The organism is Streptomyces lavendulae subsp. lavendulae (assembly GCF_002803845.1).
Lineage (GTDB): Bacteria > Actinomycetota > Actinomycetes > Streptomycetales > Streptomycetaceae > Streptomyces > Streptomyces lavendulae.
In genome coordinates this window covers 1-23,151 of the sequence record NZ_CP024985.1, presented here as the reverse complement: position 1 = coordinate 23,151, position 23,151 = coordinate 1, and the positions used below count along the sequence as shown (strand labels likewise).

24 protein-coding genes and 1 pseudogene are annotated in these 23,151 nt (G+C 69.2%); 21 read left to right on the top strand and 4 right to left on the bottom strand.

Going from position 1 to position 23,151, the window contains the following annotated elements:
* Positions 1 to 361: 361 nt before the first annotated feature.
* A complete protein-coding gene (locus tag SLAV_RS00120) occupies positions 362 to 907 on the top strand; it encodes a hypothetical protein (protein ID WP_030239806.1) in 546 nt (181 codons plus the stop codon).
* 669 nt (positions 908 to 1,576) lie between these two features.
* Positions 1,577 to 1,903, top strand: a complete 327-nt coding sequence (gene cutA / locus SLAV_RS00115) for a divalent-cation tolerance protein CutA (RefSeq protein ID WP_030239803.1) — start codon at positions 1,577 to 1,579, stop codon at positions 1,901 to 1,903.
* 32 nt (positions 1,904 to 1,935) lie between these two features.
* Here the strand turns inward: cutA and SLAV_RS00110 are convergent, their stop codons facing one another.
* Entirely contained in the window at positions 1,936 to 3,177 is a 1,242-nt protein-coding gene (locus SLAV_RS00110) for a helix-turn-helix domain-containing protein (protein ID WP_030239801.1), read from the bottom strand.
* A gap of 155 nt (positions 3,178 to 3,332) precedes the next feature.
* Here SLAV_RS00110 and SLAV_RS00105 point away from each other — a divergent pair, with 155 nt between their 5' ends.
* The 8 genes and pseudogenes from SLAV_RS00105 to SLAV_RS00075 all read left to right on the top strand — a co-directional run bounded on the left by SLAV_RS00105 (position 3,333) and on the right by SLAV_RS00075 (position 8,277).
* Positions 3,333 to 3,827: an ATP-binding protein gene (locus tag SLAV_RS00105; RefSeq protein ID WP_051841423.1), complete on the top strand. Its 495-nt coding sequence runs from the start codon at positions 3,333 to 3,335 to the stop codon at positions 3,825 to 3,827.
* 56 nt (positions 3,828 to 3,883) lie between these two features.
* Positions 3,884 to 4,219, top strand: a pseudogene (locus tag SLAV_RS43480) (hypothetical protein); the annotation flags it as partial.
* A gap of 143 nt (positions 4,220 to 4,362) precedes the next feature.
* Positions 4,363 to 4,572, top strand: coding sequence for a DUF5999 family protein (locus SLAV_RS00100; protein WP_030239796.1), 210 nt, complete (start codon positions 4,363 to 4,365; stop codon positions 4,570 to 4,572).
* A gap of 194 nt (positions 4,573 to 4,766) precedes the next feature.
* Positions 4,767 to 5,249, top strand: a complete 483-nt coding sequence (locus SLAV_RS00095; RefSeq protein ID WP_158740918.1) for a hypothetical protein — start codon at positions 4,767 to 4,769, stop codon at positions 5,247 to 5,249.
* A gap of 125 nt (positions 5,250 to 5,374) precedes the next feature.
* Positions 5,375 to 6,013: a hypothetical protein gene (locus SLAV_RS00090; RefSeq protein WP_030239791.1), complete on the top strand. Its 639-nt coding sequence runs from the start codon at positions 5,375 to 5,377 to the stop codon at positions 6,011 to 6,013.
* A 91-nt stretch (positions 6,014 to 6,104) separates the two neighbouring features.
* Positions 6,105 to 6,674, top strand: a complete 570-nt coding sequence (locus SLAV_RS00085) for a hypothetical protein (protein WP_030239790.1) — start codon at positions 6,105 to 6,107, stop codon at positions 6,672 to 6,674.
* A 116-nt stretch (positions 6,675 to 6,790) separates the two neighbouring features.
* Positions 6,791 to 7,267, top strand: coding sequence for an NUDIX domain-containing protein (locus tag SLAV_RS00080; RefSeq protein WP_051841421.1), 477 nt, complete (start codon positions 6,791 to 6,793; stop codon positions 7,265 to 7,267).
* A gap of 110 nt (positions 7,268 to 7,377) precedes the next feature.
* Complete coding sequence (locus SLAV_RS00075; protein WP_030239786.1) at positions 7,378 to 8,277, top strand: TauD/TfdA family dioxygenase; 900 nt, start codon at positions 7,378 to 7,380, stop codon at positions 8,275 to 8,277.
* A 97-nt stretch (positions 8,278 to 8,374) separates the two neighbouring features.
* Here SLAV_RS00075 and SLAV_RS00070 read toward each other — a convergent pair whose 3' ends face one another.
* Entirely contained in the window at positions 8,375 to 9,148 is a 774-nt protein-coding gene (locus tag SLAV_RS00070; RefSeq protein ID WP_030239783.1) for a glycosyltransferase family 2 protein, read from the bottom strand.
* 64 nt (positions 9,149 to 9,212) lie between these two features.
* Here SLAV_RS00070 and SLAV_RS00065 point away from each other — a divergent pair, with 64 nt between their 5' ends.
* The 4 genes from SLAV_RS00065 (at position 9,213) to SLAV_RS00050 (ending at position 14,422) form a co-directional block, all read left to right on the top strand.
* On the top strand, positions 9,213 to 10,466 hold the full coding sequence (locus SLAV_RS00065; protein ID WP_030239781.1) for a nucleotide sugar dehydrogenase: 1,254 nt from the start codon (positions 9,213 to 9,215) through the stop codon (positions 10,464 to 10,466).
* Positions 10,450 to 11,811 (top strand): hypothetical protein, encoded by a 1,362-nt coding sequence (locus SLAV_RS00060; RefSeq protein ID WP_159038044.1) that lies wholly within the window; start codon positions 10,450 to 10,452, stop codon positions 11,809 to 11,811. Before SLAV_RS00065 ends, SLAV_RS00060 begins: the two co-directional genes overlap by 17 nt.
* Before the next feature lie 84 nt (positions 11,812 to 11,895).
* Entirely contained in the window at positions 11,896 to 13,005 is a 1,110-nt protein-coding gene (locus tag SLAV_RS00055; protein ID WP_030239776.1) for a glycosyltransferase family 4 protein, read from the top strand.
* A gap of 454 nt (positions 13,006 to 13,459) precedes the next feature.
* Positions 13,460 to 14,422: a transposase gene (locus SLAV_RS00050; protein WP_159038043.1), complete on the top strand. Its 963-nt coding sequence runs from the start codon at positions 13,460 to 13,462 to the stop codon at positions 14,420 to 14,422.
* 16 nt (positions 14,423 to 14,438) lie between these two features.
* On the opposite strand, the gene SLAV_RS00045 is transcribed toward SLAV_RS00050, so the two are convergent.
* Positions 14,439 to 14,867 carry a DUF4265 domain-containing protein gene (locus tag SLAV_RS00045; RefSeq protein WP_158740915.1) on the bottom strand — a complete coding sequence of 143 codons (429 nt, stop codon included), beginning with the start codon at positions 14,865 to 14,867 and terminating at the stop codon, positions 14,439 to 14,441.
* A gap of 1,133 nt (positions 14,868 to 16,000) precedes the next feature.
* Here SLAV_RS00045 and SLAV_RS00040 point away from each other — a divergent pair.
* Positions 16,001 to 16,246, top strand: coding sequence for a hypothetical protein (locus SLAV_RS00040; protein ID WP_030239770.1), 246 nt, complete (start codon positions 16,001 to 16,003; stop codon positions 16,244 to 16,246).
* Positions 16,247 to 16,471: 225 nt separating this feature from the next.
* Here SLAV_RS00040 and SLAV_RS00035 read toward each other — a convergent pair whose 3' ends face one another.
* The gene (locus SLAV_RS00035) at positions 16,472 to 17,119 is read right to left on the bottom strand and encodes a hypothetical protein (RefSeq protein ID WP_030239769.1); all 648 of its coding nucleotides are present in this window, start codon (positions 17,117 to 17,119) and stop codon (positions 16,472 to 16,474) included.
* Positions 17,120 to 17,986: 867 nt separating this feature from the next.
* Here SLAV_RS00035 and SLAV_RS00030 point away from each other — a divergent pair.
* The 6 genes from SLAV_RS00030 to SLAV_RS00005 all read left to right on the top strand — a co-directional run bounded on the left by SLAV_RS00030 (position 17,987) and on the right by SLAV_RS00005 (position 22,802).
* Positions 17,987 to 18,622: a hypothetical protein gene (locus SLAV_RS00030; protein ID WP_051841418.1), complete on the top strand. Its 636-nt coding sequence runs from the start codon at positions 17,987 to 17,989 to the stop codon at positions 18,620 to 18,622.
* A 680-nt stretch (positions 18,623 to 19,302) separates the two neighbouring features.
* Positions 19,303 to 19,698 (top strand): DUF3846 domain-containing protein, encoded by a 396-nt coding sequence (locus SLAV_RS00025; RefSeq protein WP_030242260.1) that lies wholly within the window; start codon positions 19,303 to 19,305, stop codon positions 19,696 to 19,698.
* A 123-nt stretch (positions 19,699 to 19,821) separates the two neighbouring features.
* Positions 19,822 to 20,268 (top strand): hypothetical protein, encoded by a 447-nt coding sequence (locus SLAV_RS00020; RefSeq protein ID WP_100660722.1) that lies wholly within the window; start codon positions 19,822 to 19,824, stop codon positions 20,266 to 20,268.
* A gap of 121 nt (positions 20,269 to 20,389) precedes the next feature.
* On the top strand, positions 20,390 to 20,956 hold the full coding sequence (locus tag SLAV_RS00015) for a hypothetical protein (protein ID WP_051841596.1): 567 nt from the start codon (positions 20,390 to 20,392) through the stop codon (positions 20,954 to 20,956).
* A 71-nt stretch (positions 20,957 to 21,027) separates the two neighbouring features.
* Positions 21,028 to 22,032: a DUF932 domain-containing protein gene (locus tag SLAV_RS00010; protein ID WP_030242267.1), complete on the top strand. Its 1,005-nt coding sequence runs from the start codon at positions 21,028 to 21,030 to the stop codon at positions 22,030 to 22,032.
* A gap of 71 nt (positions 22,033 to 22,103) precedes the next feature.
* Positions 22,104 to 22,802: a PP2C family protein-serine/threonine phosphatase gene (locus tag SLAV_RS00005; RefSeq protein WP_030242270.1), complete on the top strand. Its 699-nt coding sequence runs from the start codon at positions 22,104 to 22,106 to the stop codon at positions 22,800 to 22,802.
* The last annotated feature ends 349 nt before the right edge of the window (positions 22,803 to 23,151 follow it).

The window sequence follows — 23,151 nt, the reverse complement described above, 5'->3', positions numbered from 1 at the left end:
CTCCCCACCGCAGGTCACAGCCCCAGAGACCCCCAACTCACTGGATGCGCGGAGACCTCACCACCAGCGAACTCACCACCTCTAGTTCGTCCACTCGCGGAGGTATCTGCAGGTGGAGGCGCCCAACGTGGCGAAGTTGTCGGCGCTGCAGCGCTCGCAGGTCCAGTGCCGCCTGCGGAGTGCTCGGCGAGGAAGAGACGGGCCTCTTCGAGTGGCGGGGTGCTGGTCCGGAGAGCTGGGCACAGTCGCCACCCTGACGGGCTTGTGCAGGCGATGGGGGAGATGCCGGTCGGCGTCCCTCGTGCGTAGTGACTTCCGGCCGGGCCCGTGTCGTGCGAGCTCTGACCGGCCTTGAACGGGAATGAACACCACCACCGAGACCTTGCTGGCCGCCGCGGCCGCGCTCGCTGTTGCTACCGCCCCTACTGCCGCTGCCGCTGCCGCTGCCCCGGCAGCCGCCACGCTCAGCTACCGTTGCTCTACGAGCACGCAGACGATCGACGACGCCGGATACAGCGGCCCCGCCCCAGATAACTGGGACATCAAAATCCAGGTGTGTGTGGCGCGCTCCGGATCCACCGTCCACACCTACGCCGACATCACCTGGGACGGGCCCGCCTTCTACGCCGCCAAGGACGCGACGATCTTCGACGGAGCCAAGGTCCGGCTCCAGATCATGAAGTCCCGCCAGGGCACCGACCCCGTGGTCGTCGAGCGCGAGTTCGAGATCAAAGACCGGCTGGAGAAAGCGACGTCCGGCGGGGACCGTGACGGGCACTACCGCACGCCAGCGATTAGCCACCTGGCTGGGAGCGGCGCGTACGGGAACGCGGTCCTGTACCTCGACTGGCACAAGGACGGCCGCGGCTACCGGGGCCACGATTACAAGGGCTCACCGACGGTCTGACGATCCGGGCGGCCGCATGAGGAGCCGGGTGTCGCGCGGGGCGGTGGGACGAGGCGTCGCATACCGCCGACACCCATTACGACCGGCGGCACGGCCGCGGAACCCGCGACCCGCTCTCCGAGGTCCCGTTGTACGGCGGCGCCGCGCACGGCGCCGTCGCCAGGGCCCGGGAGGCGGACCGGGCCTGACCGTTGTTCCGCAGGTTTCTGAGTCTGCCGCGGACCGGACATCAACCGGTGCGGGCGAGGCTGCGTTGTTCGCGGCGGGAGACTGTCGAGGCAGAGCGCCGAAGGGCCGCGCCGAGATCGGTCTGGCGTCAGCCGAGGGCCTCACGGATGGACGGGATCAGGCCGCCGGGATGCCGGGCCGTGACGAGTCCCAGCTGGGACGTGGTGGGTGGTCCAGTGCTGGCCGTGCTCATCAGCCGCTCTACGTCCGGAGTGCACGCGGGGCTGTCACCCCACCCTATGAGCGGTGACCGGACGCGCACAGCGAGTATGCAGGATCTGTAAGGAGCGTGCGTGATCCGCAAAGGGGGAACGCAGTCCCGAGGAAGTGTGGTGTCGTTGCCATACGACCGCGAAGGGGCGGCCCTCAGGCCGCCGGCACGAGGGAAACATGCCGACTCTGGGTGCCTAGCGCCTTGGCAAATGATGTGGGAGGAACGTAGTGACGACCGAGATTGTGATCGCGCAGACCACGCTTGGCGATGAGGAGAGTGCGAAGAAGCTGGCTCACGGCGCGGTAGCGGCGCGGCTCGCCGCGTGCGCGCACATCGATGCTCCTCTCACCGCGGTCTACCGGTGGAATGAGAACATCGAGACGGCTGCGGAGTGGCGGGTGTCGTTCAAAACCACGAAGAGTCGGCTGGCGGAACTCGCGGAGTGGGTGGGACAGGAGCACAGCTACGACGTGCCCGAGTGGATCGTGCTCACCGTGGCCGATGTCTCTGACGCCTATCTCGCGTGGGTCGTCAACGAGACGACCCCTGCGTAGATCTCCCTGGTCGCCCAGCGAAACGAAGCTAACTACGCGGCAAGGACACGTAGCTGTGCGGCGAGATCACGTTCTCGGTCGGGCAGCTGGCCAGCGATCGCCAGTGCACGGGCGCGACCCATGGTGTTGGGGCGAGCTGTGGCCGCTGCGACGAACTTTCGGACGACGTGCACGCCGTGCTCGGTGTCGCTGCCCTTCAAAAGGGCAGCGGCCAGATCGCCGAGGATGACGACGCCGGCGTCGGGCAAGTCACTGCCCAGGCGCTGGGTTGCTGCCGTGGCCGCTTCATTGAGCTCGGGGTGCGCCAGTTCCCCCAGAACGGACAACGCGAGGGAATCCATCCGGGCTGGTGACATGAAGCGGACCCAGGTCTGTTCGGCGGTTGGGTCAGCGTAGTCATACGCCGTGCGGGCACGGTCGAGCGCTCGCAGGGCAGGGGTTGTCTCCCCCGCCGCGGCCAGCTCCTCGGCATGGCGCCCGTGGACCCAGGCAGCCGCTGTGGCATTGCCGGGACCGCGCACGTGCTTGGCGGCGTCGGCGAGCAGTTCGATTCTCCGTGCGGGAGTGGAGGCCCCGTAGCTTGCGTAGGCCAGGGTGAGCGCTCGGAGCGGAGGGTGCCCTGCGACCCGGGCGCAGTCGGCGGCCACCTGGTAGTAGCAACGGGCGCTCGGTTGATCGCCGAGGTCCCAGGCAAGCCAGCCTGCAAGAGCTGCCGTCTCCCCTGCGGCGATGCTCAGTTCCTTCTCGTGCGCCCTGGACTGCGCGAGCGCGGTGGTGATCGCATCAAGGTGCACGACGACATTGCGCTGTAGCTGCTGAGCCGTGAGGTGATTCTCGCTGATGTGCAGGGCACCAGCGCGTTCGGCAAGAGTCTCGGCAGAACGGGAGTCGAGCTGGCTGCCCCTGTTGAGGGCATGGGTCAGCCGGCCCCACGGCTCGCTGGCGAGTGCCGCGCCAATGAGCGGGCCCGCCCCCAACATAGTTCGACGTTTCATGTCGTCAAGCTCCTGTTTCACCGGCGACTTCCTGCGTTGTGCACGTGCTGACGCGGCTTCCCTCTTGAGCTGGTCCGGGGACAGGCCACAGGCCACTGCGATATGGGCGACCGTGTGGCTGGTCGGGATGTTCTCCCCGTTCTCGTAGCGGCTGATCTCCCGGCGGGTCATGGTCTCCCGACCAGAGACGGTGTTGATGGCTTCTGCCTGTTGCTCCTGGGTGCGGCCCGCCTCCAGGCGAAGCCGGAGCAGCAGCTGACCGAATGCGTTGCTTGACACGAGTGTGGCCCCTGTCGGTCGGTGTTCCCCCATGGTGGCCCCTGTTTCCCCCTCCAGGTTCCCCCTTGACAGATTTTTCCCCCTCGCAATTCCCCTGGGATGCCGATCTCCGCGCGTGTGGGATGTGTTCATGAACAGCCGAAAGGGGGTGTGACATGGCGCAGATGACTCCTTCGCGATGGCCCTTGCCCGCGGGGCTTCCGCGTCCCGCGCGCAGCTGGGACGTCTGGGAGGTTTCCTTTGTGGTCGAGGGCCGTGGTCTGGGCGAGGTGACGTCCGTCGATGCGCAGCAGGTCGGCGGGATTCGCTCGATCCTGGCCTTCCGGCTCGGGATGTTCGGCCTTTCGGCCTTGAAGGACACGGTGCTGGTGATTGTCAGCGAGATCGTGACCAACGCCGTCGAACACGTCGGCGGCCTCGGCGGCGGCTCGGTGACGTTCGTGCAGCAGCTCAGCAGCAGCCTTCGGTTCGAGGTGACCGACAGCGGCCGTGGGCGACCGCAGCCGCGCAACCCTGGCCCGGACGATGAGCGCGGCCGCGGACTGACCCTCGTGAACGCCCTGACCGACGAGTTGGGCGGGACCTGGGGATTCGACCCGGACAAACGCACCCTGTGGGTCGACCTCCCCATCACCCCGCCCTTGTCGTAGGAGCCCGGCCCCTTTGACCACCCGCTGCCCGTGTTCCCTCGGAGGAAGCCGTGCACATGCTCCCGGTCCGTGTTTTCGACGCCAGCGAAAGCGCAGCCTTCCGCGTTCTTACGGCGCTCAGCGTTCCGGCGGCCGAGCGCGTCTTTGAGGCGTCGCTGGAGTCGATTTTTGACGACCTCAACGACGTTTTCGGCCCCGACTACGTAGCGACGGACGAAGAGGTCCCGGACCTCACCCTCCGGATGCGGGGCCATCTCCTGCTGGTACTTGGCGCCGACCGGACCTACGAGCCCAGAGACGTGATCGTGGCTCGGGCCCTGCTCGACCGGGAAGTGCCGGGCGACGACGTGGGCATCCGGATTCACCTGCGCCGCATGGCCCTTGCCTGCCTCAGCCTGCTTGACAGCTGCGCCGCGTTGCCTCCCCCCGACGTCCGTGCCGGCCCGTCGCCCGCAACGCGGTCTAGCAGGGGTTGCAACGTGCCCCCGCTCCCGCCGCCCCTGACCTTCTGTAGACGACTTTTGCAAGGACGACCATGTGTACCCACGTACCGCCGTGCCCGGCGGCCGCCGACGGCAACCGCGGCGAAGCCCGTCCCGTCGCCAGCCACTCCGACCAGGGGTGCAACTTGCTCTGCAACAGCGTCATCCCCTTCGAGGACGGTGGCGAGCTCCTGCCGGACCAAGCGGGCATTGCCCCCTTGGCGAAGGCCGGCCCGGACACCCGTCAGGCCGACGAGCGGTGATGGGGATCGGCCTGGGGCTGATCGTGGCCATGGCTCTCCTCGTCGTCCTCAGCAGCTGCCGGTAGCCGCCCGTTCGCGGGCGCGGCTTCGCGCCTGCCGTACGTGATCCCGCCGACGTTTCGAACCGCAGCGGCATCCCGCCGGTTGCCCGACCGACTTCCTTACCCGCCTGTCCTGAGCTGGAGCCCGTGTTCGTGAAACTCCTCGAAGCGCCCGCCGTCACACTGCGGGCCGACCGCGCCCCCGATCACCCGGTGGTCATCACCGACGCCGTCGGTATCCGGTTCGAGGGCGGCCGCCGAAGCGATCAGGCCGACCTCGACCTCGGCGTGCTGTGGGAGCAGTGGTCCGGGCCCGCGACCGGCACCCCTTTCTACGGTGTGCTCGACCCGGAGGTACAGCGGGAGGCCGCCGACCGGCTGCTCTGCGCGTACTGCCACAGGCCCGCGGGCCGTACGCCGGAGGGCATGCTGTGGCTGCTCCAGACGGACACCGCCACCCACACGTGGCCGGCCAGCATACGGACGATCACACCACCGATCTGCCTCCCTCACGCCGAGCTCGCGCTGGAGCGCTGCGCGACCCTGCGCCGCGGGCACCTCGCGGTCCGTGCCCCGGAGGCCGAGCGGATCGGCGTCCTCGGCAGCGTCTACTCCCCGGACGGCTTGCCGGGGTGAGCCCGATGAGCTCGTCCTCTTCACCGACACCGCCCGGCTGTCGTTCGTCCTGGCCCGCTATCTCCTGCTCGAACTCCGCGGCGCCGCGGCCGACACCGCACTGCGCCCGCTCAGGAAGGACCACCATGATCACCGGTGAGCATAAGGACCTGTACTTCGACCTCGCTCAAGGGGTGTATCAGGCCGGGGGCGCGCAGGTCACTTGCCCTGAGAGTGGCCTGCCCTCCACGCTCTGGTACTCCATCGGCGGGCTCTTCTCCCGGATGGGGCCGACGGCTGTCCAGACGTGGCTGACCGACCAGGGAATCGCAGCCGTCGCCTCGACCAAGGGCCTGCACACCGTGGTCGAGTACGCCGACCCCGCGTCCGCACGGAAGATGGCCGACCTGCTGCGCGCCCTGAGTGCTCCGGGCCGGGAAGCCGCTACCCGGCTGGAGGAGGCTCTCGTGACGCGGGACGTGACCGCGACGGTGGACAGCATCGGCCTGGACACCGTCAGAGCGACGGTCGTCTCCATCGAAGGGGCGTCGGCGGCTGCTCTGGCGGCCGCACTGGATGCCCACCGGCTGGTAGGCGACGGCGCGGCCCTGGCCCAGCACACCGGGCAGCACCAGTTCGGAAAGGGGTTGCAGGCGGTGTTGTCCGTGACCGTGGGCTCCCAGGTGAAGGTGGAGACGGTCCCCGACTGCCGGCACGCGGAGAGCGAACTGGTTCTCAGCCTCACCGTGAAGCAGGCCGAGGCCCTGACCCGGAGGCTGACGTGAGCGCGCAGGTTCCTTCCGCGGGCGCGATCGTGGTCTGCCCGTCCGTCCGGCTGGTCCTGGACGCCCCCTCTGCGGCTGGGGAGGTGGCGTCGTGCTCGTGATGAGGCCCATCACCCCCAAGTACCTGCCGGACCTCAACCAGCTGATCCAGGTCCGGCAGGAGAACCAGCTCAAGCGCAGGCAGGCCATCGGCAGCGAGGGCTCAGCCCTCATCGACCTTGTCCGCCTGGAGCCCGACCCCGAGCTGCGGCCCGTCGGGATGTGGGACGACAACAACCTCGTCGCAGCGTTCGTGCTCCAGCGCGCGGAACAGGGGACCGGATGGAGCGAGTGGGGCCGCGGCGGGCCGAGCCTCCTGGTCTCGCACGCCTACACCCACCCGGGGGAGAGGGCGCGCTTCAAGATCATCACTCCGTGGCTCCGGGACTACGCCGCTCGGGCCGCCGACGGGCGGGCCTGGCCCCGCTGCACCGTCCGGGATCTCAAGCTCGCCGAGTACCTGGAGCAGCAGTGCGGCTGGCGCTGCGTGGGTTCGGTGGCACGCGGCTGGGAGCGGCCGCGCTATCTGTTGGAGGCCGTGCCCGAGTGCATCGAGATCGGGGCCCTCATCCGCAGTGAGGGTGAGCTCGCCGCGGTGACCGTTCCCGAGGGGGCGCAGTGAGGGCGCCGGCCCGGCGGCGGGCGCCGCCGAACAGGTGCCGCAACGGCCGGGGCCGCGCACTGCACGCTCCACACGCTCCCTGGATCACCTTCACCACTACAGAATGCGAGTGGCGGATGACAGACCTGCTGCCGACGGCTGAATGGCTGGCCAGTCTGCCTCAGGTGGTTGCCGTCGGCGCGATGCTCGTCACCGACGAAGACGGCCTCATGCTCCTCGTGAAGGCGAACTACGGATCGGCCACGTGGCAGTTCCCGGGGGGCATGCTCGACCTCGGGGAGTACCCGACGGTGTGTGCCGAGCGCGAGCTTGCGGAAGAGACGGGTCTGACCTGTCAGGCCGCCGGCCTGCTCGCAGTCATGTGGCACATCCCGAAGGAGTCGACCGGCGGCCGGGCAGTCGTTCAGTTCCTCTTTGACGGAGGCCGGGTCCCGGCCAGCACCTCGGTTCGCCTCCAGACCAGCGAGCTGTCTGAAGCCCGATGGGTTCGCATGGCCGAGGCCATGACGCTCCTCGACGCCAAGCGTGGTGCCTGGCTTGAGGCCGCCCTGGCCGCCCAGCGGGGCGAGTCCGTGCGCCTCGTGGCCCGCTGACTCTGAGCGCGGCGCCGTACTCCAGATGCCGCTGTCCCGACCGCTGTTGCCCGGACGAGCAGCAGCGAACGAACAACACTCCGAAAACCCCGAGAGACAGGAAGCTCCCCGTGTTCATCGACATCACGAGCGAACTCGAATCTGCTCTGATCGACCTCACCCTGCCGACGTGGAAGCTGGACGGGCCGGCCTTGGCGGCGTCCACCATGGAGGAGTACCGGACCGAGCTGGCCTCCTGCCCGCAGTTCGCGGAGACCGCCACGACTCTGCGCCGGGCACTGACGGCGAAGGACGGCGGATACGCTGTGCTGCGTCTGGGACGCCTGGCCAAGGCGCTGGGGGCCGACGACGACAGTTTCCTGCGGCTGGCGACGGGATTCGCGGCCGAGGTGGCCGTCCCCTTCTCGCCGTTCCCGCGGTGGCCCCTCTGGAAGGACATCGGGGTCAAGGTGGACAAGGACCCCGGGAAGTCCAGCGGCATCGGCTACAACGCCTTCCACATGGACCTGGTCAACGGGACCCTGCCCCCGGACTACACCACGCTGCTGTGTGTCCGCCCCGACCCGCTCGGCGGCGGCCCCAGCATCCTGTCCGACGCCCACGCGGCCGTGGCCCGGCTTTCGGAGGACCACCGCGCGCTGCTGGCCGAGTCGGGCTACCACTACGGGACCTTCTACGACCTGCACTCGGTCGGCGAGGAGTACAAGCCCTTCCCGATCCTGGACGGCGACCGGGGCGAGGGCTTCGTCCGCTTCACCGCCAAGATGCTGGAGAGGTCCGAACTCGGCCAGGAGCACGCCGACGCCGCTCGTGCGCTGGCCGAGGAGCTCGTACGGGGGCAGGTGTCCTTCATGCTCCAGGCCGGGGACTACCTCATCGTGAACCAGCGCCGCTTCTTGCACGGCCGTGAGGCTCTTCAGAGCGGCCAGGCGGACATCCCGGCCGAAGACCGCCGACTGCTGCTCCAGCTGTTCCTGCGCGCGGCATCCGGCACCGGTTCTGCCGCATAGCCCGCAGCTCGCGCCCCGGAGACCCGCCGGATTCCCGCCCCCAGCAGGGGCCCGCCTCCGATCACGCGGCGCTGCCACGGGGCGGGGCCCGGCCGGGCTAGATGCGGGAGTTGCGCAGCGACTGCCACACGGCGCCGGCCAGCGCCCGTGTCGCCCGCGGGACCGACAGGTGCTCGTGCTCGCGGTACAGCGACCAGTTGTACTGCACGAGCGAGAGCTTGTTGGAAGACAGGGACCCCGCCTGGTGGGCCCGGTACACCGCGAGCGGCTCGGCCAGGCCCCGGGCGTCGGCGCCGTCCCGCATGATTGACAGCCACAGAGCGTAGTCCTGGCGCTTGCGCATCTCAGGCATGAGCCTCGTGCCCAGGACACCACGGTCGTACATGGCCGTGAGAGCACCGATGTGGTCACGGACGAGCATCGCGTGGTAGTCCACGTGCTCGCGCGCACGGACCACGCGCCCGTTGGGGACCCAGTCAGTGCTCTCGCCGGCATAGTCGGCGTCCATCTTGAAGTACGAGGTGAACGTCAGCGGCGCGGTGGCCTGCGCGGCAAAGACGAGCTGCTTCTCGGTCTTCTCTGGCAGCCACATGTCGTCGCTGTCGAGGAAGGCTACGTAGTCCCCACGGGCCCGCTCGATCGCGAGGTTGCGGGCCCGGCCGGCACCGCCCTGTTCGGGTGCCCGCTCCGGCAGGACGCGCTCGTCCTGCCGGGCGAACTCGCGGAGCAGATCCATCGAGCCGTCGCAGGACTGGTCGTCGGTGACCAGCAGCTCCAGATCGCTGTGGGTCTGGGTGAGCACCGATCGGACGGCCGACCCCAGGGTCGCCGCCGAGTTGTAGACGGGCATCACGACAGACACCAGGGGCACAGCACTTCTCCTCGCCAGACCAGACCGACCCCCATTCAAGCACCACAACCGAGCAGGAGCCGCCATGCAGATCGTTGTCGCTGGTCAGGGCTACGTAGGCCTCCCCCTGGCCGTACGCGCCGCCCAGGCCGGCCACCACGTCGTCGGCTACGACGTCGACCCAGACCGCATCCGGCGTCTGACCGCCGGCGACTCCTACGTGGAGGACGTGCCCTCCTCGCTGCTGCGCGCCGTGCTGGACACGGGTGCCTACGCGGCGACTGCCGACGCGGCCGCCCTGGCCGGCTTCGACCTCGCGGTGATCACCGTGCCGACCCCGCTGCGCGACGGCGTGCCCGATCTGAGCCACATCGAGGCCTGCGCCCAGACCCTGGGCGAGCACCTGCGCCCCGGCGCGACCGTGGTCCTGGAGTCCACGACCTATCCCGGCACCACCGAGGAACTGCTGGTGCCGACCCTGGAGAAGGCCTCGGGCCTCAAAGGCGGATCGGACTTCAGCGTCGGATTCAGTCCCGAGCGGATCGCCCCCGGCAGCAAGAGATGGTCCTTCGAGGGGACGCCGAAAGTAGTGTCGGGTATCGACGCCACCTCACTCGAAGTGATCAAGGCGTTCTACGACACCACCTTCGACACCACGGTGCCGGTGTCCGCGCCCAGGATCGCCGAGCTGGCCAAGCTGATCGAGAACACCTTCCGGCTCGTCAACATCTCCATGATCAACGAACTGGCAACGCTGACCGAACGCCTCGGCGTCAACATCTGGGAAGCGATCGACGCCGCCGGCACCAAGCCCTTCGGCTTCACCCGGTTCACCCCGGGGCCCGGAGTCGGCGGGCACTGCCTGCCCGTCGACCCGCTGTTCCTCGCCTGGAAGATCCGCGAAGAGCTCGGCGTGCCCTTCCGGTTCGTGGAACTTGCAGCCGACGTGAACCGACGCATGCCCGACTACGTCGTCCAGCGCATCGTTGAGGCACTCGAAGCACGCGGCGTGGCCGTTGGAGGGGCTCGGGTTCTGCTGCTCGGCCTGACCTACAAGATCAACGCAACAGACCTCCGCAACTCGCCGTCGGCACGTGTCGCCGAACTCCTGACCAGCCTCGGCGCCGACGTCCGCGGCGCGGAGCCCAACATCCCAGATGGCGCCGACACCGGGGCGGTGCGCCGGGTGGACGCGACACCGGAGGAGGTTGCGGCCGCCGACACCGTAGTGCTGCTCATGGACCACGCACGCTTCGACCTCCCGATGATCCAGCAGCACGCGGCCTGGGTTCTCGACTGCCGCAACCGCATGGCCGGGGCGAATGTCGAAGTCCTCTAGCGCTGCCCTCCCCCTGACCCGCCCCGACCCCACCGAGGAGTTCCCCGTGCGCGACGAATGGGAACACGCCCACACGGACTACACCCTGCCCGCGCAGCGCCGCAGCCCGGCCTCGCTGACCGACAGCGAGGCCGACTGGCGCGACTACCTGGAACACTCGACCCCCAACGGCTGGCTGATCAGGAACAGCGCCATGACCGAAGCGCTCATCAGCGGCCAACCGCTGCACCTGCTGCACGTCACCCGGGGAATCGAAGCCATCCGCACCAGCGGGCAGGTGCACGTCTCCGCCGGATGTCTCGTCGGGGCGCTGTACTGCTCGCCCCTCACCCCTCAGGGTGAGCGCCTGCGCCCCCACAACCTCGGCGCCTACCTGATGCAGACGAAGCCGTCCACCACCCCCCTGGTCTTCGAAGTCACCGCGGATGCCCCGGTCCGCCCCAAGGGCATCGACTACCTGCATCTCGGCGCCATCCACCTGCGCACCTACCTGCGCTACCAGAACCTCCTCACCCCTGCTGAGACCGACCAGCTCGACCGTGCCGTCCTCGCCGGCCTGCGCGCCGCGGCCCCCTTCCTCGACGTCGCCCTGCGCAACGCCACCGGCCACGCCACCACACCGGCAGCCGAGTTCGTCGACGCTCTCGCCGACGCCGTCCCCCACGTGCCGGTCCTCGGCTACCTGTACTTCGAGGTCCTGTCCGAATACCTGATGCTCCACTCGGTCACGCCGGAGAGCAAGGCCTACGCCGCGGAGGGGGAGCTGAACAACTGGCTCTACAAGCGACTCGCCTTCGCTGCCGTGGACGGCATGGACCAGCTGTTCGACCTGGCCCGCTTCAATCCGCGCCACCACCGGCTCGTCCAGCTCTTCGAAGGCCTGGAAGCCGATCTCGCTCCGGGAGTTGCCGAGTACGTCCGGCGACGGCTGTCCCACCTGCTCGCCAGGACTGCACTCGACCCGTCCCAGGACGCGGCAGCCGTCACGTTCCAGGACGCTGAGCTCGATCGGCTCAGGAAAGCCGCACCTGGGCTGATCGGCCAGATGGTATTCCGCAGAATCCGATATATGACCCGCTACAGCCAGCTGTACCACTGTTTCGAGAAATCAAAAGCTCTTGAGGCATGGGAATACTGGAACGGCGAAGGAATCCCCACACCATTCAATGGACTCCTTCCCAAGGGAGAGATTGGAATCCACCCCGTCTACCCCCGATCAACGGTCAGAGTCTGGGTCGCAGAGCAAGACGGGCGGGGCTGCTTACATCCGGTCGAGGAGATCAAGGCAGTCGTCACGCCACACCTGGCGTCCTGGTGGGCACCTCCCCGCCAGGACGCGATTTAGGCACACGAATAGCTTTTGCCTCGATTTAACCATGAGGCGCGATCTTCAATTCCAACCAACGGATACCGCAGATCGGGGTTCCGCATGACCGAGAAATTCCTGAAAATCCTGACTGGGATCAACCGCCCCTCCGCACCGTCTTCGGGAAGCATGATCCTCGTCCGCGACCTTTACAGCGCGATGCCTGAGACCCGCACGACCTTCCTCGGCAGAGAACCGGTCGATCCGGCCTGGCAGGCTGCGTTCGGCGAGCTGACTGCCCTCTCCACGGTCAAACGCCCCCATGGCCCTCACTTCGACTCGTACGTGGACGAGCTGACGCGTGAGGTCGGTGCGCTCATCGAGAAGATCCAGCCGCACGCCATCCACGCCCAGTACGTCGGGTTCGCCCTGAGCCAGGCCTTCTCCCGCACCGCCGGCAACATCCCGATCATCGCCATTGCCCACGGCCCCGATGTGATGGTGGCCGAGCGCAGCGCGTGGGAGCGCGAAGGCATGTACGAAGTCGCTGCAGCCAGTGCCGCGATCGTCGCCCCGACGGCCGCCCTCGCGGACCGCATCGACCGCCTCACCGGACGCGAGTTCACCAACAGGCTCAGCGTCATCCCGTGGGGTATCCGTCTGAGCGAGGCTCGGGTGCGCGCTCACCCGCCGACCGAAGAAGGGCCCTTGGCCCTGGTGCACGCTGGCCGCCTCGACGAGAACAAGTCCACGGCCACGGCCGTCGAAGCCCTCGCCCTGACCGAGCAGCCGCACCACCTGACCGTAATCGGCCACGGAGTCCTGCGGGAGCACCTCGAACAGCAGGCCCTCGAACTCGGGGTACGAGATCGTGTCCGGTTCGAGCCATTCCTGCCACGCGCCGAGCTGTGGCGCCGCCTGCCACACTTCGACGCCTTCGTGGGAACGACCGCGGGCCTTGAGGCATTCGGACTTGTCCTGATCGAAGCCCAAGCCCACGGACTGCCAGTGGCCTACTCCGACGTTCCCGAGGTGAGGGAAGTCCTCGGCACCACCGGCGTTCCCTATACCCCGGGCGACCCGCGTTCGCTGGCCGTGGCCCTGGACGAGATGGGCCGGGACGCGCACCTACGTGAGGCACTGACCAGCGCGGCACTCAAGAACGCTCGCCGATATGACATCTCCACCACCGGCCGCCGGCTGCGCGAGCTGACGCTCCGCGTCGCCTTCTGAACGCCGTGACGCAAGCCGCCTGAGGGTGGGGCCGGGGGAGAAGCGGGGCGGGGGCCGGTGCCCAGCACGCGACGTTCGTTCATTGGCCCAGTGTCGCGGTGCCGTTGGCTGGTTCGCCGACCGGGCCGGGCATGGCCGCGGCCGCCACGACTGGACGGCGTTCCCCTCGTCCACGGCTCGGGAGGAGAGAGGCCGCCCGCCCCGGCCGGTCCCCGGACCCGGGCGACGTCGTGGTCATGGCGTGCCTGGCGGAGAACCTGCCCCGCTCGACCATCCTGTCGCCGGCCTCCCGCCCCGCCCGCCCGACGGTCGCGGCAACCCGGTACGGCCGTCCCTTCGGCGCTGGTACTGCCGGCGGGGAAGGGCTGAGGTAGGGCGGCTGCTACTCCTGGTCCGGCGCCTGGAGCGGGATCGTGCCGATATTCTGCGTGCGTGGTCGGCCATCGTGGCTTCGATGTGGGTCAGGTCGGGCGCGGCCTGCTGGACGATGCGCTGCAGCGCCAACTGCATCTCGACGCCCGCGCCCGCCGACTCCGACGCGCAGCTCCAGCGCGAACTGGGCCGGCTGCGCCGGCAACGGAACCTGTTCGTCCTGGCGCTCGGCGCCGTCCTCATGGTGGGGGTGCCCCCGCTGATACAGCTCCCGCTGCACGAACTGCCACGGACACAAATCATCGAGCGGACCCGCCAACGTCACTCTGACGTGCACAAACTCCTCGCGGCAGACTGGACGGTCAGCGCCATCGCACGCCGCCTCAACCTCGACCGCAAGACGGTCCGACGGTTCCGCGACACCGACCTCGACCAGCTGCTGGTCTCCGCCCACGAACGCCGTCCGGCAGGAGTGCTGGAGCCGTTCAAGCCGTACTTGAACACGCCCTTCACCGAGAGCCTTGGCCAGGTCAGCGGCAGTCGGCTGTTCCTGGAGATCCGCGAACGCGGCTACCGCGGCAGCCGCCAGGTCGTCCGCAAACACCTCGCGGGCCTCCGCGCCGGCAACGCCGAACCCGTCCGGGCCGACATCCCGAGTCCTCGCAAGATCACCGGCTGGATCATGCGACCTCAGGACACACTTCCGCCTGACCTCGCCCGCCGTTTGCTGGACGTGCGGATCGCCTGCCCGGACATCGCCCGGGCCTGTGACCTGGCCCGGGCCTTCGCTGAACTTCTCCGGAACCGGCGCGGCTTCCTGTTGACCGAGTGGATCCGCCAGGCCGAGCAGGACGCGCCAAAGCCGATCAGCGGATTCGCCGGCTTTCTGCGCGGCGACCTCGACGCTGTAACCGCCGGACTCACCTTGCACTGGAGCTCAGGCGTCATCGAAGGCCATGTCAACCGGGTCAAAACGCTCAAGAGGGTCATGTACGGGCGGGCATCCTTCACCCTCCTCAGAACCCGAGTCCTTACGAAGGCATGAGGGCGAAGCGCCAAGATCAGGGTTTCGCAGAAAACGGCATGGCGTCTGCCCATTCCCAGAAGGCGCGGCCCGCGGACACCTCGCGCTCCATGACTTCAAACAGCTTCGAAGGATTCGCAGGGGCCGGGATATCAACGGCGACGTGACGGTCACCGCTCCACTCGCTCAGCAAACCCGCGGCATCAATCTCGGCCTTGATCCGATCCGTCGTTGCCCCAAGCCACTCGGGGACCGAGTCGGGCATCAGGAGCATGCGCAGAACACGATGCGAGGAGAGTCCAACAACCTCGCTGACCTCGTCATCTTCCGACAGACGTACCTGGTCGCCAAGGGCAAGTCCGTACGTGCGGAAGGGGATGCAGGCGATGGAGTAGGTCCCGTCGGAGAGGCTCCAGCCACAGCTGTTCCATCTGCCCGTCCAACCCGAATGGGGCCAGGTCGGCATGGGCGATGTAGTTGCGCTGCCCCCGACCGACCGGATCGTCATGGACGATGAAAACTGTCATGTGGTACCTCCCAACGGCCCTTCGGCCCCATGATGCCGTGGCCGTCTCACACCACTGTCAGAGGGGTCCTCATGAGCAGCGGCAGCCGACTTTTCACGGAACTCCGGTCAGAGCCAGATTCAGATATCGCCATCAGTTGAGTACGGCGTCGAGGTCGAGCATCACCATGTCGACCATCCGGTGCTGCCCGCCGCTGTCTGACCGACGGGTCGGATGCTGGGTAGCCGGGCTGGCGCCCGGGCTCGGGGTGGGGGAGTCACCGGCGAGAAGACTGGTGGGTGAGCAGGAAGGTTGCCCACCGGCGGGAGGTTACTCGCCGTCCGTGGTGATGCCGCGGCCGAGGGCTCGCCGCCCCCGGCCGATGTGCTCGCAGTCGCTGCCCGCGGCGGAAGAAGGACCGGGCGCTTCGGGTCCCTCGGCGGCGAGCCGGACCCGGCGGGCGGCGCTCGGTCATCGTCCCAGTGTCGCCCCACCGCCGGCTGTTCGCTGACCGGGGTCTGCCCGGCGGCGGGCTGGCCGCCTGGCCCTGGGCGAGAACCGGCAGCCGGAGCCCGACGGCATCGCCGGTGCACCGGACCAGGCAGGGCTGGGAGCGCGGACCGGGCGCACAGGCTCGTTCCTGGCTCCGCTCGGGGCTTCGGAGCCTGATTGACCGACAGACCCCTGGTAGGCGATGGCGGGTTGGGGACCTGGCCCGGCCGACTGTGACTGATGTCACGACCTGCCTGGTGTCCTGAAAGAACCTTGGGGACGGGTATATCTAAGGGTGAGGGGCGCCGGTTGGCGCCCCTCTTTGCGTGCCCGGCCTCCCGCCTGGCGCGGCATTCATTCAGCCCGTTGAGCTGCCGCTTTACTGACGCACTCTCGTGAAGGGGGCGACACGGGCCGGTTGGGGCACAACTGCCGCCCCCGGCCGCCGTCGGAGAGACGCTCCGTCCGGCCGCCGTTGCACGCCCGACCCCGTCTCCCCACATCGTGCTGTCCCGCCGCCACCCCGAGACGCAAGGAGTGGGAATTCCCCACGCTCCACAACTCACCGAGGACCGGCCTCGGAACACCGAAAGGACGAATCATGACCACGACGACCACGACGCCCGCGATCACCACGACCCCCGACTCCGCCGCGCAGCTCCAGCAGGAACTGGGCCGGCTCCGGCGCCAGCGGAACCTGTTCGTCCTGGCGCTCGGCGCCGTCCTCATGCTCGGCGCGGCCGCGCTGGTGCGGTGGGCGCCGGGCTGGGCCGATCCCCTGCAGGTCGCCCTCGGGACGGGCGGCCTGTACGCGCCGGCCGCGGTGATGCTGCTCCGGCGCCGGTGAGTGCCGGTTCTGTAGTCACCGCTTCACTCCCCAGCCCTGGTCAGCGCGTTGTGTGGTGGGCCGGCCGCCGGAGAGGCGGCCGGCCCACCCCGCGGACCGCCCGGATGCCGGATACCGGGATGACCGGTGTGCCTCGCAGTGCCCTGCGGGCGTTGCGCGGCAGGATGGCCCCCACCGAGAGAGGTGAACGCCTCGGTGGCTGCCGGGCCGCGCTCGACCTGCTGTCTACCAGAGGCCCATACGGCGCGGGTCACGACGGTTGCGCCGGGATTGCCACGGCCGTTTGTCGAAGGCAGACCTGCGAACGTAGCCGGGGCGAAGCGTCTTGAGCCCGATGGTGCGCATCATTTGCCGTCGAATTCTCAGTCGTCGGACAAGCCCGCGTCGGGTGCGGTGCTCGCGAATGCGGTGCAACTCCCGGGTGGTCAGATCACGGAGCCACCGGCGTCCGTCGGCATCTCGGAAGATGACAGCGGCCGGCGCAGGCACCGCAGCGTCGCTGGAGTAGGGCACTTCGACGTTGGCCTCGTTGTGCCCGTCGCTGGTCTTCAGGACATCCGCTACGAGCAGCGGCCGGTCGCCCATGCGCTCGGGATAGGGCGCCCACGTCAGACACTCCACGTCGAACACGGGCCGGTCAGAGACGTTCTTGACCTGCACAATGATGACGAGATCTTCCCCATTCCGACCGGCAATGCGCGTCTCCTGCGGGGTGGGAGGGAACATCCAGCATGAGACGCGATTGGCGTCGGCCCGATGCTTGTCACCCCGGTCCCGCCCGATGATGTACGTGGTGGCCAGAAGGGCAGCGCTCGATCCAGCCGCGCTGACCCACGCAGGGAGAGTTCCCCAGTCCATCCCGCTGATGTTCATGCCCTGCAGCGTGCCTCCGCCTCGGCCGAGAGGTCCGCCAGTTGAGCAACTTCAGAGCCTCCGCCCTACAGTGCTCCTCCGCGACTAGCTGCGCCTAGCCTCTTCCACCACCACGGCTCCTCAGATCGGCGGTCGGCCCGTCCGTTGACCGCTTGGACCGCCCGGGCAGGCGGCCATGTCGCACATGGGGGGAATCATGGGGGGACAGTGGCGGGGGAAATATCGGGGGACGTTGGAGGGGGAGACAAGGGGGGAAGCGGTATCGGAGCGAGGCTGCGATGTGCGCTGGTCAGGTGCCCTTTGGTGAGTGGTGAGCAGCCGGACTTTCCCCTGGGACCGCTGGTGGTGGGGTGGAGAGATGGTGGGGAGGGCGGAGAAGGGGAGTTGGCGTGTGGGCTTGTTCCTGGATCAGGCGACAGTCGGGAGCAGAGGGGCGTCAAAGGGATGGCCAGGTGGATGCAGTTGGTGCCGCTGACGCAAGGGAGAGCTGGGCCGGCTGGAGTGGCGGTTCAAGCTGAGGGCGGGGTGGAGGTGCCCAGAACAGGCGGGGTCCGAGGGAGAGGTGGGAGGTGAGATGAAAGCGGCCGACGCCCACTTCCGCCGTTGGCGGGTGGCAAGGGCGCCGGCCTACCGAAGAACACACGCGAGAGAACCCGATGCATCATCGGGGCGAGCATAGCGTCAAAGGTGCTGGGTGCGCCTTACGGCGCTCCTTGAATGCGGTAGCATTTTCTGCCTGTGGAGCCGCCTGTCGGTCCCGCACACCGTGGTGCGCGCCGGCGCGCCCCGTCCTCTGGAGGAGCAGGTTCTATGATCCGCGCTGGACGAACCGCCGTGGGCCGCCGAGAGCTTGCCGATGCCCTCGGCATGACGTGGCCGACCTTCCGCCGGCTCAAGCCGCACGACGCACCGGAGTTCCCCGCACCGGTCAGCTCCGAGGGGGCTCATACGTTGCTGTGGGACCTGGAGCAGGTCGAGGCCTACCGCAGCGGCAAGCCGCAGCCGTTCCTCCCGGAGGCCGAGGACGACGGGGACCTGCTCGACCGCCGCGAAGCGGCCCTGGTGCTGAACGTGAAGCCGCGGAGCATCGACAGCTACAAGACCGATCCCGGCCTCGCCGACCACGTCGTCGTGGTGGCCGGCGTCGAGCACTGGCCCCGCAACGTGGTGCGCGCCTTCGGCGCCGCCCGGGGCACCATGTCGGCGCCCAACGGCCGGCCGACGGGATCGGGCGACATGGTCCCCCGGGACCTGCTTCCCGGGCGCATCGCCGGCCTCCTTGACGCCGACCCCGCGGTGACGGCTGCTCACGCCGTCGACGTCCTCGGCATCGCCACGGCCACCGCGCAGAAACACCTCCAGCGAGAGCGGGCGGCCCGCATCGCCGCACGGATGCGCACCGACGCGATCGGTGCCGAAGAGGCCGCGGACCGGCTGGGCTACCCTCCGGCACTCCGCCGGATCGCCGTGAAGGCCGCCCAGCAGCTCCACGAAAGCCACTGACACCTATCCCACCCGAGGGGGCCGGGCCGCCAGGCCAAGGCCCCCTCAAGGCGTTTCTCGGCCCGGTGGGGGGCGGGCGTTGCGGGTCCGGTGCCGGTGGGGTGGACGGCTCCGCTGCGCTGCGCCGTCCACCCCACCCCGTGGGGCTGGCGGGGCGGGTCCCGCGGAAGGCGTGCCGGACTCCGCTGCGCTGCGTCCGGACCGAGCGCTGCGCGCTCTCACGCCTCCCGCGGGACCCGCCCCGCCAGCCCCACGGGGGCCGCGTGCCGCACTCCGCTGCGCTCCGTCGCTCCGCTTCGCTGCGCAGAGCGCCCGGCCGGTTCCGCGTTGCTCCACCGGCCGTGCACTCTCTGGCGGCACGCGCTGCGGGGTGGGGAGGGGGGCGGGGAATGCGGGGGCACGCGCTGCGCGCGCAGTATGCCCCCGCATTCCCCGCCCCCCTCCCCACCCCTTGCCCTCCGCGCTGCGCGCTCCGGGGCTGGCCGGCACCGGACCCGCAATGCCCGCCCCCCACCGGGCCGTAACCCCATCTGACCTGGGGATACATCACTCTTTCGGGTCGGCTGGAGAGGCGGTTTCCACCCCCCGGTGAACCTTGATTGCGGTAGAGTTCTCTTGTCGGTGGGAGAAGCGGCAAGCCCACCAGCGCAAGAATCCCCATCCCGATCAAAGGGAGAACTATGCCCTCCACCAAAGCCGTTGAGCCCTTCGCTCTGGTGATCCAGACCGACGGATGGTTCGAACTCGCGGACTGGAGCCCGCCCACGACGGCGGCCGCCGCCCTCAGCTGCGACCTGGCCCACCCCGTCACCATCACCCGGAACATCACGCTGTGGGTCGACCAGGAAGCCCTGGTTCACAGCCTGCCGGTCAACGTTCCGGCCACGCGGATCCTGCGGACGCTGGGTGCCGCGCGCGCCCCCTACTTCGGCCCGGTCCTGTTCACCGGCCGTACCGACCACCTCGCGGCGTGCGGAGCCGACGGCCTGACCCAGAACCAGGCCCTCGCGCTCATCGAGCAGTACCTGACCCGGACCGCCATCACGATCCCCCAGCAGCGCCAGCGCACCCGCTAGAGCCTCTGAGAGGGGCGCCCGGCCGTCTTTGGCCGACCGCCCCGCCGTACGGGGCCGGGAGTGGCACCCGGCCCCGTACGGCGGACCGAAGAACCCGCAAGACACCCATGAAAGGGCACGTTCGTGACCGACTCTTCCATGCCCGCCCGCGACTTCGCGCGTCTGCTCGCCCGCCGCAGCATGAACATGGTGCGGGCCCTGGCACTGGCCGCCGGGGACGGCGTCCACCACCTCAGCGTTACCCAGCCGATCCCGGACGGCCGCATTGCCGAAGCCGACTGCCTCATCGTGGGTCCCGCCGTCCCGGAAGAGAGCGACGGGCCGGACGACCCGGTGGCGAAGGTGGCCTACCTGCTGGGCACAACCGCCTTCGGGGGCTCCGCCATGTTGATCGCGCAGACCCTGAACGAACAGGGAGAGGTGCGGTTCATGTCCTGGATGGTGCACGACCTGATCGCCTACCCCGCCACGGCGGACCAGAGCGTGATCGCGTACTGCATCAGCGCGGACCGAGACCTCACGGACCCGGTCTCGGGCGTGACGTTCGTGGATGCCCCCTCCCTGGCCTAGCTGGCGGCGGTCGGCCGCCGGTCAGACCCGGCGGCCGGCCGTTTGGGCCCACAGCCCGCCAAGCCACCGCACACCCCTACCAGCCGGGCGGCCATATCGGCCTGCCCACAGGAGTACCACCGTGATTCAGAACGACAGCAGCGGCTACCGGATCGGCGAGGCCGACCGAGACTGCCGGTGGGCGGTGCTCACCAGCGACGGTGAGCAGATCGGCCGGATCTTCCGTTGGCACGGAGCATGGTTCGCCCTGCCCGCCGGAGCGACCGACGCAACCCGCCAGGGAGACGGGGGAGACGGCAGCGAGTCCGCCGCCCGGTACCTGTTCGCCGAGTACCAGGCCGGGCGCATCACCCCCCAGCCGGAAACCCCCAGCCAGCCTCAGGCCAGGGACGACGCCGTACCCCTCCTGCACCCCGGCATGCGCGACAACGACCGCACCCGCAGCGCAGCCCGTACGGCGGTGGCGGGCCTCGACGCCTACAGGTGGGCGCCGCTCGCCGGATACCCCGGCTCTGACAATCCCTGGCCGGTCCGCTGCCAGCTGTGCGGCTGGGAGGGCAACCGCTACTGGTCGCACCTGCGCGGCCGCAACGGCAACCCGCCCTCCCCGTACCGGCACCCCGGGTGCATCGACGCGGACAAGGTCCGTGCCGTGATCCCCGCCTACACCCGTAGCCCGCAGAACTGACCGCAGCACTCCGGCGGCGGGGGAGTGGCACCCCCGCCGCGTCCGCAGAACACTGACAAGGAGAACCCTCCGTGGCACACGAAATCGAGCAGTTCAGCGACGGCACCGCCGCGTTCGTCAGCGCCCACCAGGACGCGTGGCACCGCCTGGGGACCGTCACCACCAGCGCCATGACCGCCCAGGAAGCCATGCAGCTTGCCGCCCTCGACAACTGGAACGTCCGTCTCGTTGGCCTGAACGCGACCGAGCCGACGCCCGACGGTCCGGCCCTGCTGGACATTCCCAACCACCGGGCGACCGTACGCACCCACCCCAAGACCGGGCACCCCGAAGCCCTCGGCGTCGTCGGCACCGACTACGTTCCGGTCCAGAACGAGGAACACGCCGAGTTCCTCAACTACCTCGTGGACGAGTCCGGAGCGCACTTCGAGACCGCCGGATCCCTCCGCAACGGCCGCACCGTCTTCCTGACGATGAAGCTCCCCCAGACGATGACCATCGGCCAGAGCGACACCGTCGAGCTGTACATCGCAGCCTTCAACAGCCACGACGGATCCAGTGCGTTCCGGATCGTGGTCACGCCCGTGCGGGTCGTCTGCGCGAACACCTTGCGAGCGGGCCTCAGCGCAGCGAAGAGCAAGTACACCGTCCGTCACACCTCCGGAGCCCGTAGCCGCATCGCGCAGGCCCGCCAGGCCCTGGGACTGACGTTCAAGTACGCCGAGGACTTCGAGAAGGCCGCCCAGCGCATGATCGAAGCGAAGATGACGACCCCGATGCTCCGAACGGTGGTCGAGCAGCTGTGGCCGGTCAGCAACGCCGACACCGACCGGAAGAAGACCAACCAGCGCACCCGCTGGAACACGATCCGCAACCTGTTCGAGCAGGCCGACACCCAGGCCGCCGTCAGGGGCACGGCGTGGGCGGGTTACAACGCGATCACCGAGTACGCCAACCACCTGGCTCCGGTACGCGGAACCATCCCCGACCTGAAGAGCGCCGCCCGCGCCGAGCGCGTCATCTCCGGCGCCGCCGATGACGTAATGGAACGCGCCTTCAGCCTCATGACCGTCTGACCGCCCGCCAGCACGAACAAAGGGGGGCGGGAGGGAACCCTTCCGCCCCCTCTACCCAGACCGGAGGCACCATGACGACCCACAGCACGGCCCAGCTCATCGGCGGACGCTCCCACCAGTGCGACGCCACCGCCACCTACACCCACGAGGGCCGCCGCGCCTACGTCCTCCTCGACGGGATCGGCAGCGACGAAGACGTTCAGAGCTGGACGCGAACCACCGCGCGGCGACTGGCCCGCGCCGCCGCCCGCAACGGGGCCCTGAAGGGCTTGCAGCAGATCCACGCCGCCCGCGCGGAAGAGGTCGCCGAACAGGGCCCGTACGGGCCGGACCTGCCCATGGCGGTTGCCGTCGTCGCCGTCACCGAGCCCGGCCAGCCGCTCCAGATCGCCTGGTGTGGCGACGCCCGCGCCTACCTCCTGCCAGCACCCACCAGCCCCGCCCGGCGCCTGACCACCGATCACAACATGCGCCAGGTGCTCATCGACATGGACCTGAAGCCGGGCCCTTACTCCCGCAACCGGGTCACGTCGTACCTCGGGGACACGGCCGTAACCGCCCCCCTGGGATCGGCCACCGCGACCGCCACCGGCAGGCTGATTCTGGCCAGTGACGGAGCCTACGAACCGCTTGAAGACGCGGACATCGAGATCAGCGACTACCTGACCGGACGACCCCAGAAGGCCGCCCGAACCTTGGTCGAAGCAGCCGTCACTCACGGCGGACAGCGAGCCGACAACGCCACCGCCCTTGTAGCCGACCTCGGTTGAGCACAGCCCGAGTGGGGCGGGATGCAGGGAGCGTGCATCCCGCCCCACCAGCGGGGCCCTTGCTGCTGGCCGCCCGCGAAGCGGGCTGGTCCTGGAGGCGAAGCCGGAAGGACCCCGGGCGGGGAAGCGGAGCGACCCCGCCCAACAGGGCGAAGCCCCGGACCCCGTGAAACGGGGTCACCAAGGCCCGCGAAGCGGGCCGTTCAGGGCGAAGCCCTGAACCAGTCCGGAGCGAAGCGCAGGACACCGGCCCGAAGGGCCGGCCGGGGCTCCGCGCAGCGGAGCCCGCCGAGCGCAGCGAGGCGGCTCCCTTCCCCAGCGCGCAGCGCTGGGGGTCCCGCTCCGCGGG

Bases quoted from the DNA above. Each gene is read 5' to 3' on its own strand.
- SLAV_RS00120 (WP_030239806.1), top strand. From the start codon at position 362: ATGAACACCACCACCGAGACCTTGCTGGCCGCCGCGGCCGCGCTCGCT.
- SLAV_RS00105 (WP_051841423.1), top strand. From the start codon at position 3,333: ATGGCGCAGATGACTCCTTCGCGATGGCCCTTGCCCGCGGGGCTTCCG.
- SLAV_RS00100 (WP_030239796.1), top strand. From the start codon at position 4,363: ATGTGTACCCACGTACCGCCGTGCCCGGCGGCCGCCGACGGCAACCGC.
- SLAV_RS00090 (WP_030239791.1), top strand. From the start codon at position 5,375: ATGATCACCGGTGAGCATAAGGACCTGTACTTCGACCTCGCTCAAGGG.
- SLAV_RS00080 (WP_051841421.1), top strand. From the start codon at position 6,791: ATGACAGACCTGCTGCCGACGGCTGAATGGCTGGCCAGTCTGCCTCAG.
- SLAV_RS00065 (WP_030239781.1), top strand. From the start codon at position 9,213: ATGCAGATCGTTGTCGCTGGTCAGGGCTACGTAGGCCTCCCCCTGGCC.
- SLAV_RS00060 (WP_159038044.1), top strand. From the start codon at position 10,450: ATGTCGAAGTCCTCTAGCGCTGCCCTCCCCCTGACCCGCCCCGACCCC.
- SLAV_RS00055 (WP_030239776.1), top strand. From the start codon at position 11,896: ATGACCGAGAAATTCCTGAAAATCCTGACTGGGATCAACCGCCCCTCC.
- SLAV_RS00050 (WP_159038043.1), top strand. From the start codon at position 13,460: ATGTGGGTCAGGTCGGGCGCGGCCTGCTGGACGATGCGCTGCAGCGCC.
- SLAV_RS00045 (WP_158740915.1), bottom strand. From the start codon at position 14,867: ATGCCGACCTGGCCCCATTCGGGTTGGACGGGCAGATGGAACAGCTGT.
- SLAV_RS00040 (WP_030239770.1), top strand. From the start codon at position 16,001: ATGACCACGACGACCACGACGCCCGCGATCACCACGACCCCCGACTCC.
- SLAV_RS00035 (WP_030239769.1), bottom strand. From the start codon at position 17,119: ATGAACATCAGCGGGATGGACTGGGGAACTCTCCCTGCGTGGGTCAGC.
- SLAV_RS00030 (WP_051841418.1), top strand. From the start codon at position 17,987: ATGACGTGGCCGACCTTCCGCCGGCTCAAGCCGCACGACGCACCGGAG.
- SLAV_RS00025 (WP_030242260.1), top strand. From the start codon at position 19,303: ATGCCCTCCACCAAAGCCGTTGAGCCCTTCGCTCTGGTGATCCAGACC.
- SLAV_RS00005 (WP_030242270.1), top strand. From the start codon at position 22,104: ATGACGACCCACAGCACGGCCCAGCTCATCGGCGGACGCTCCCACCAG.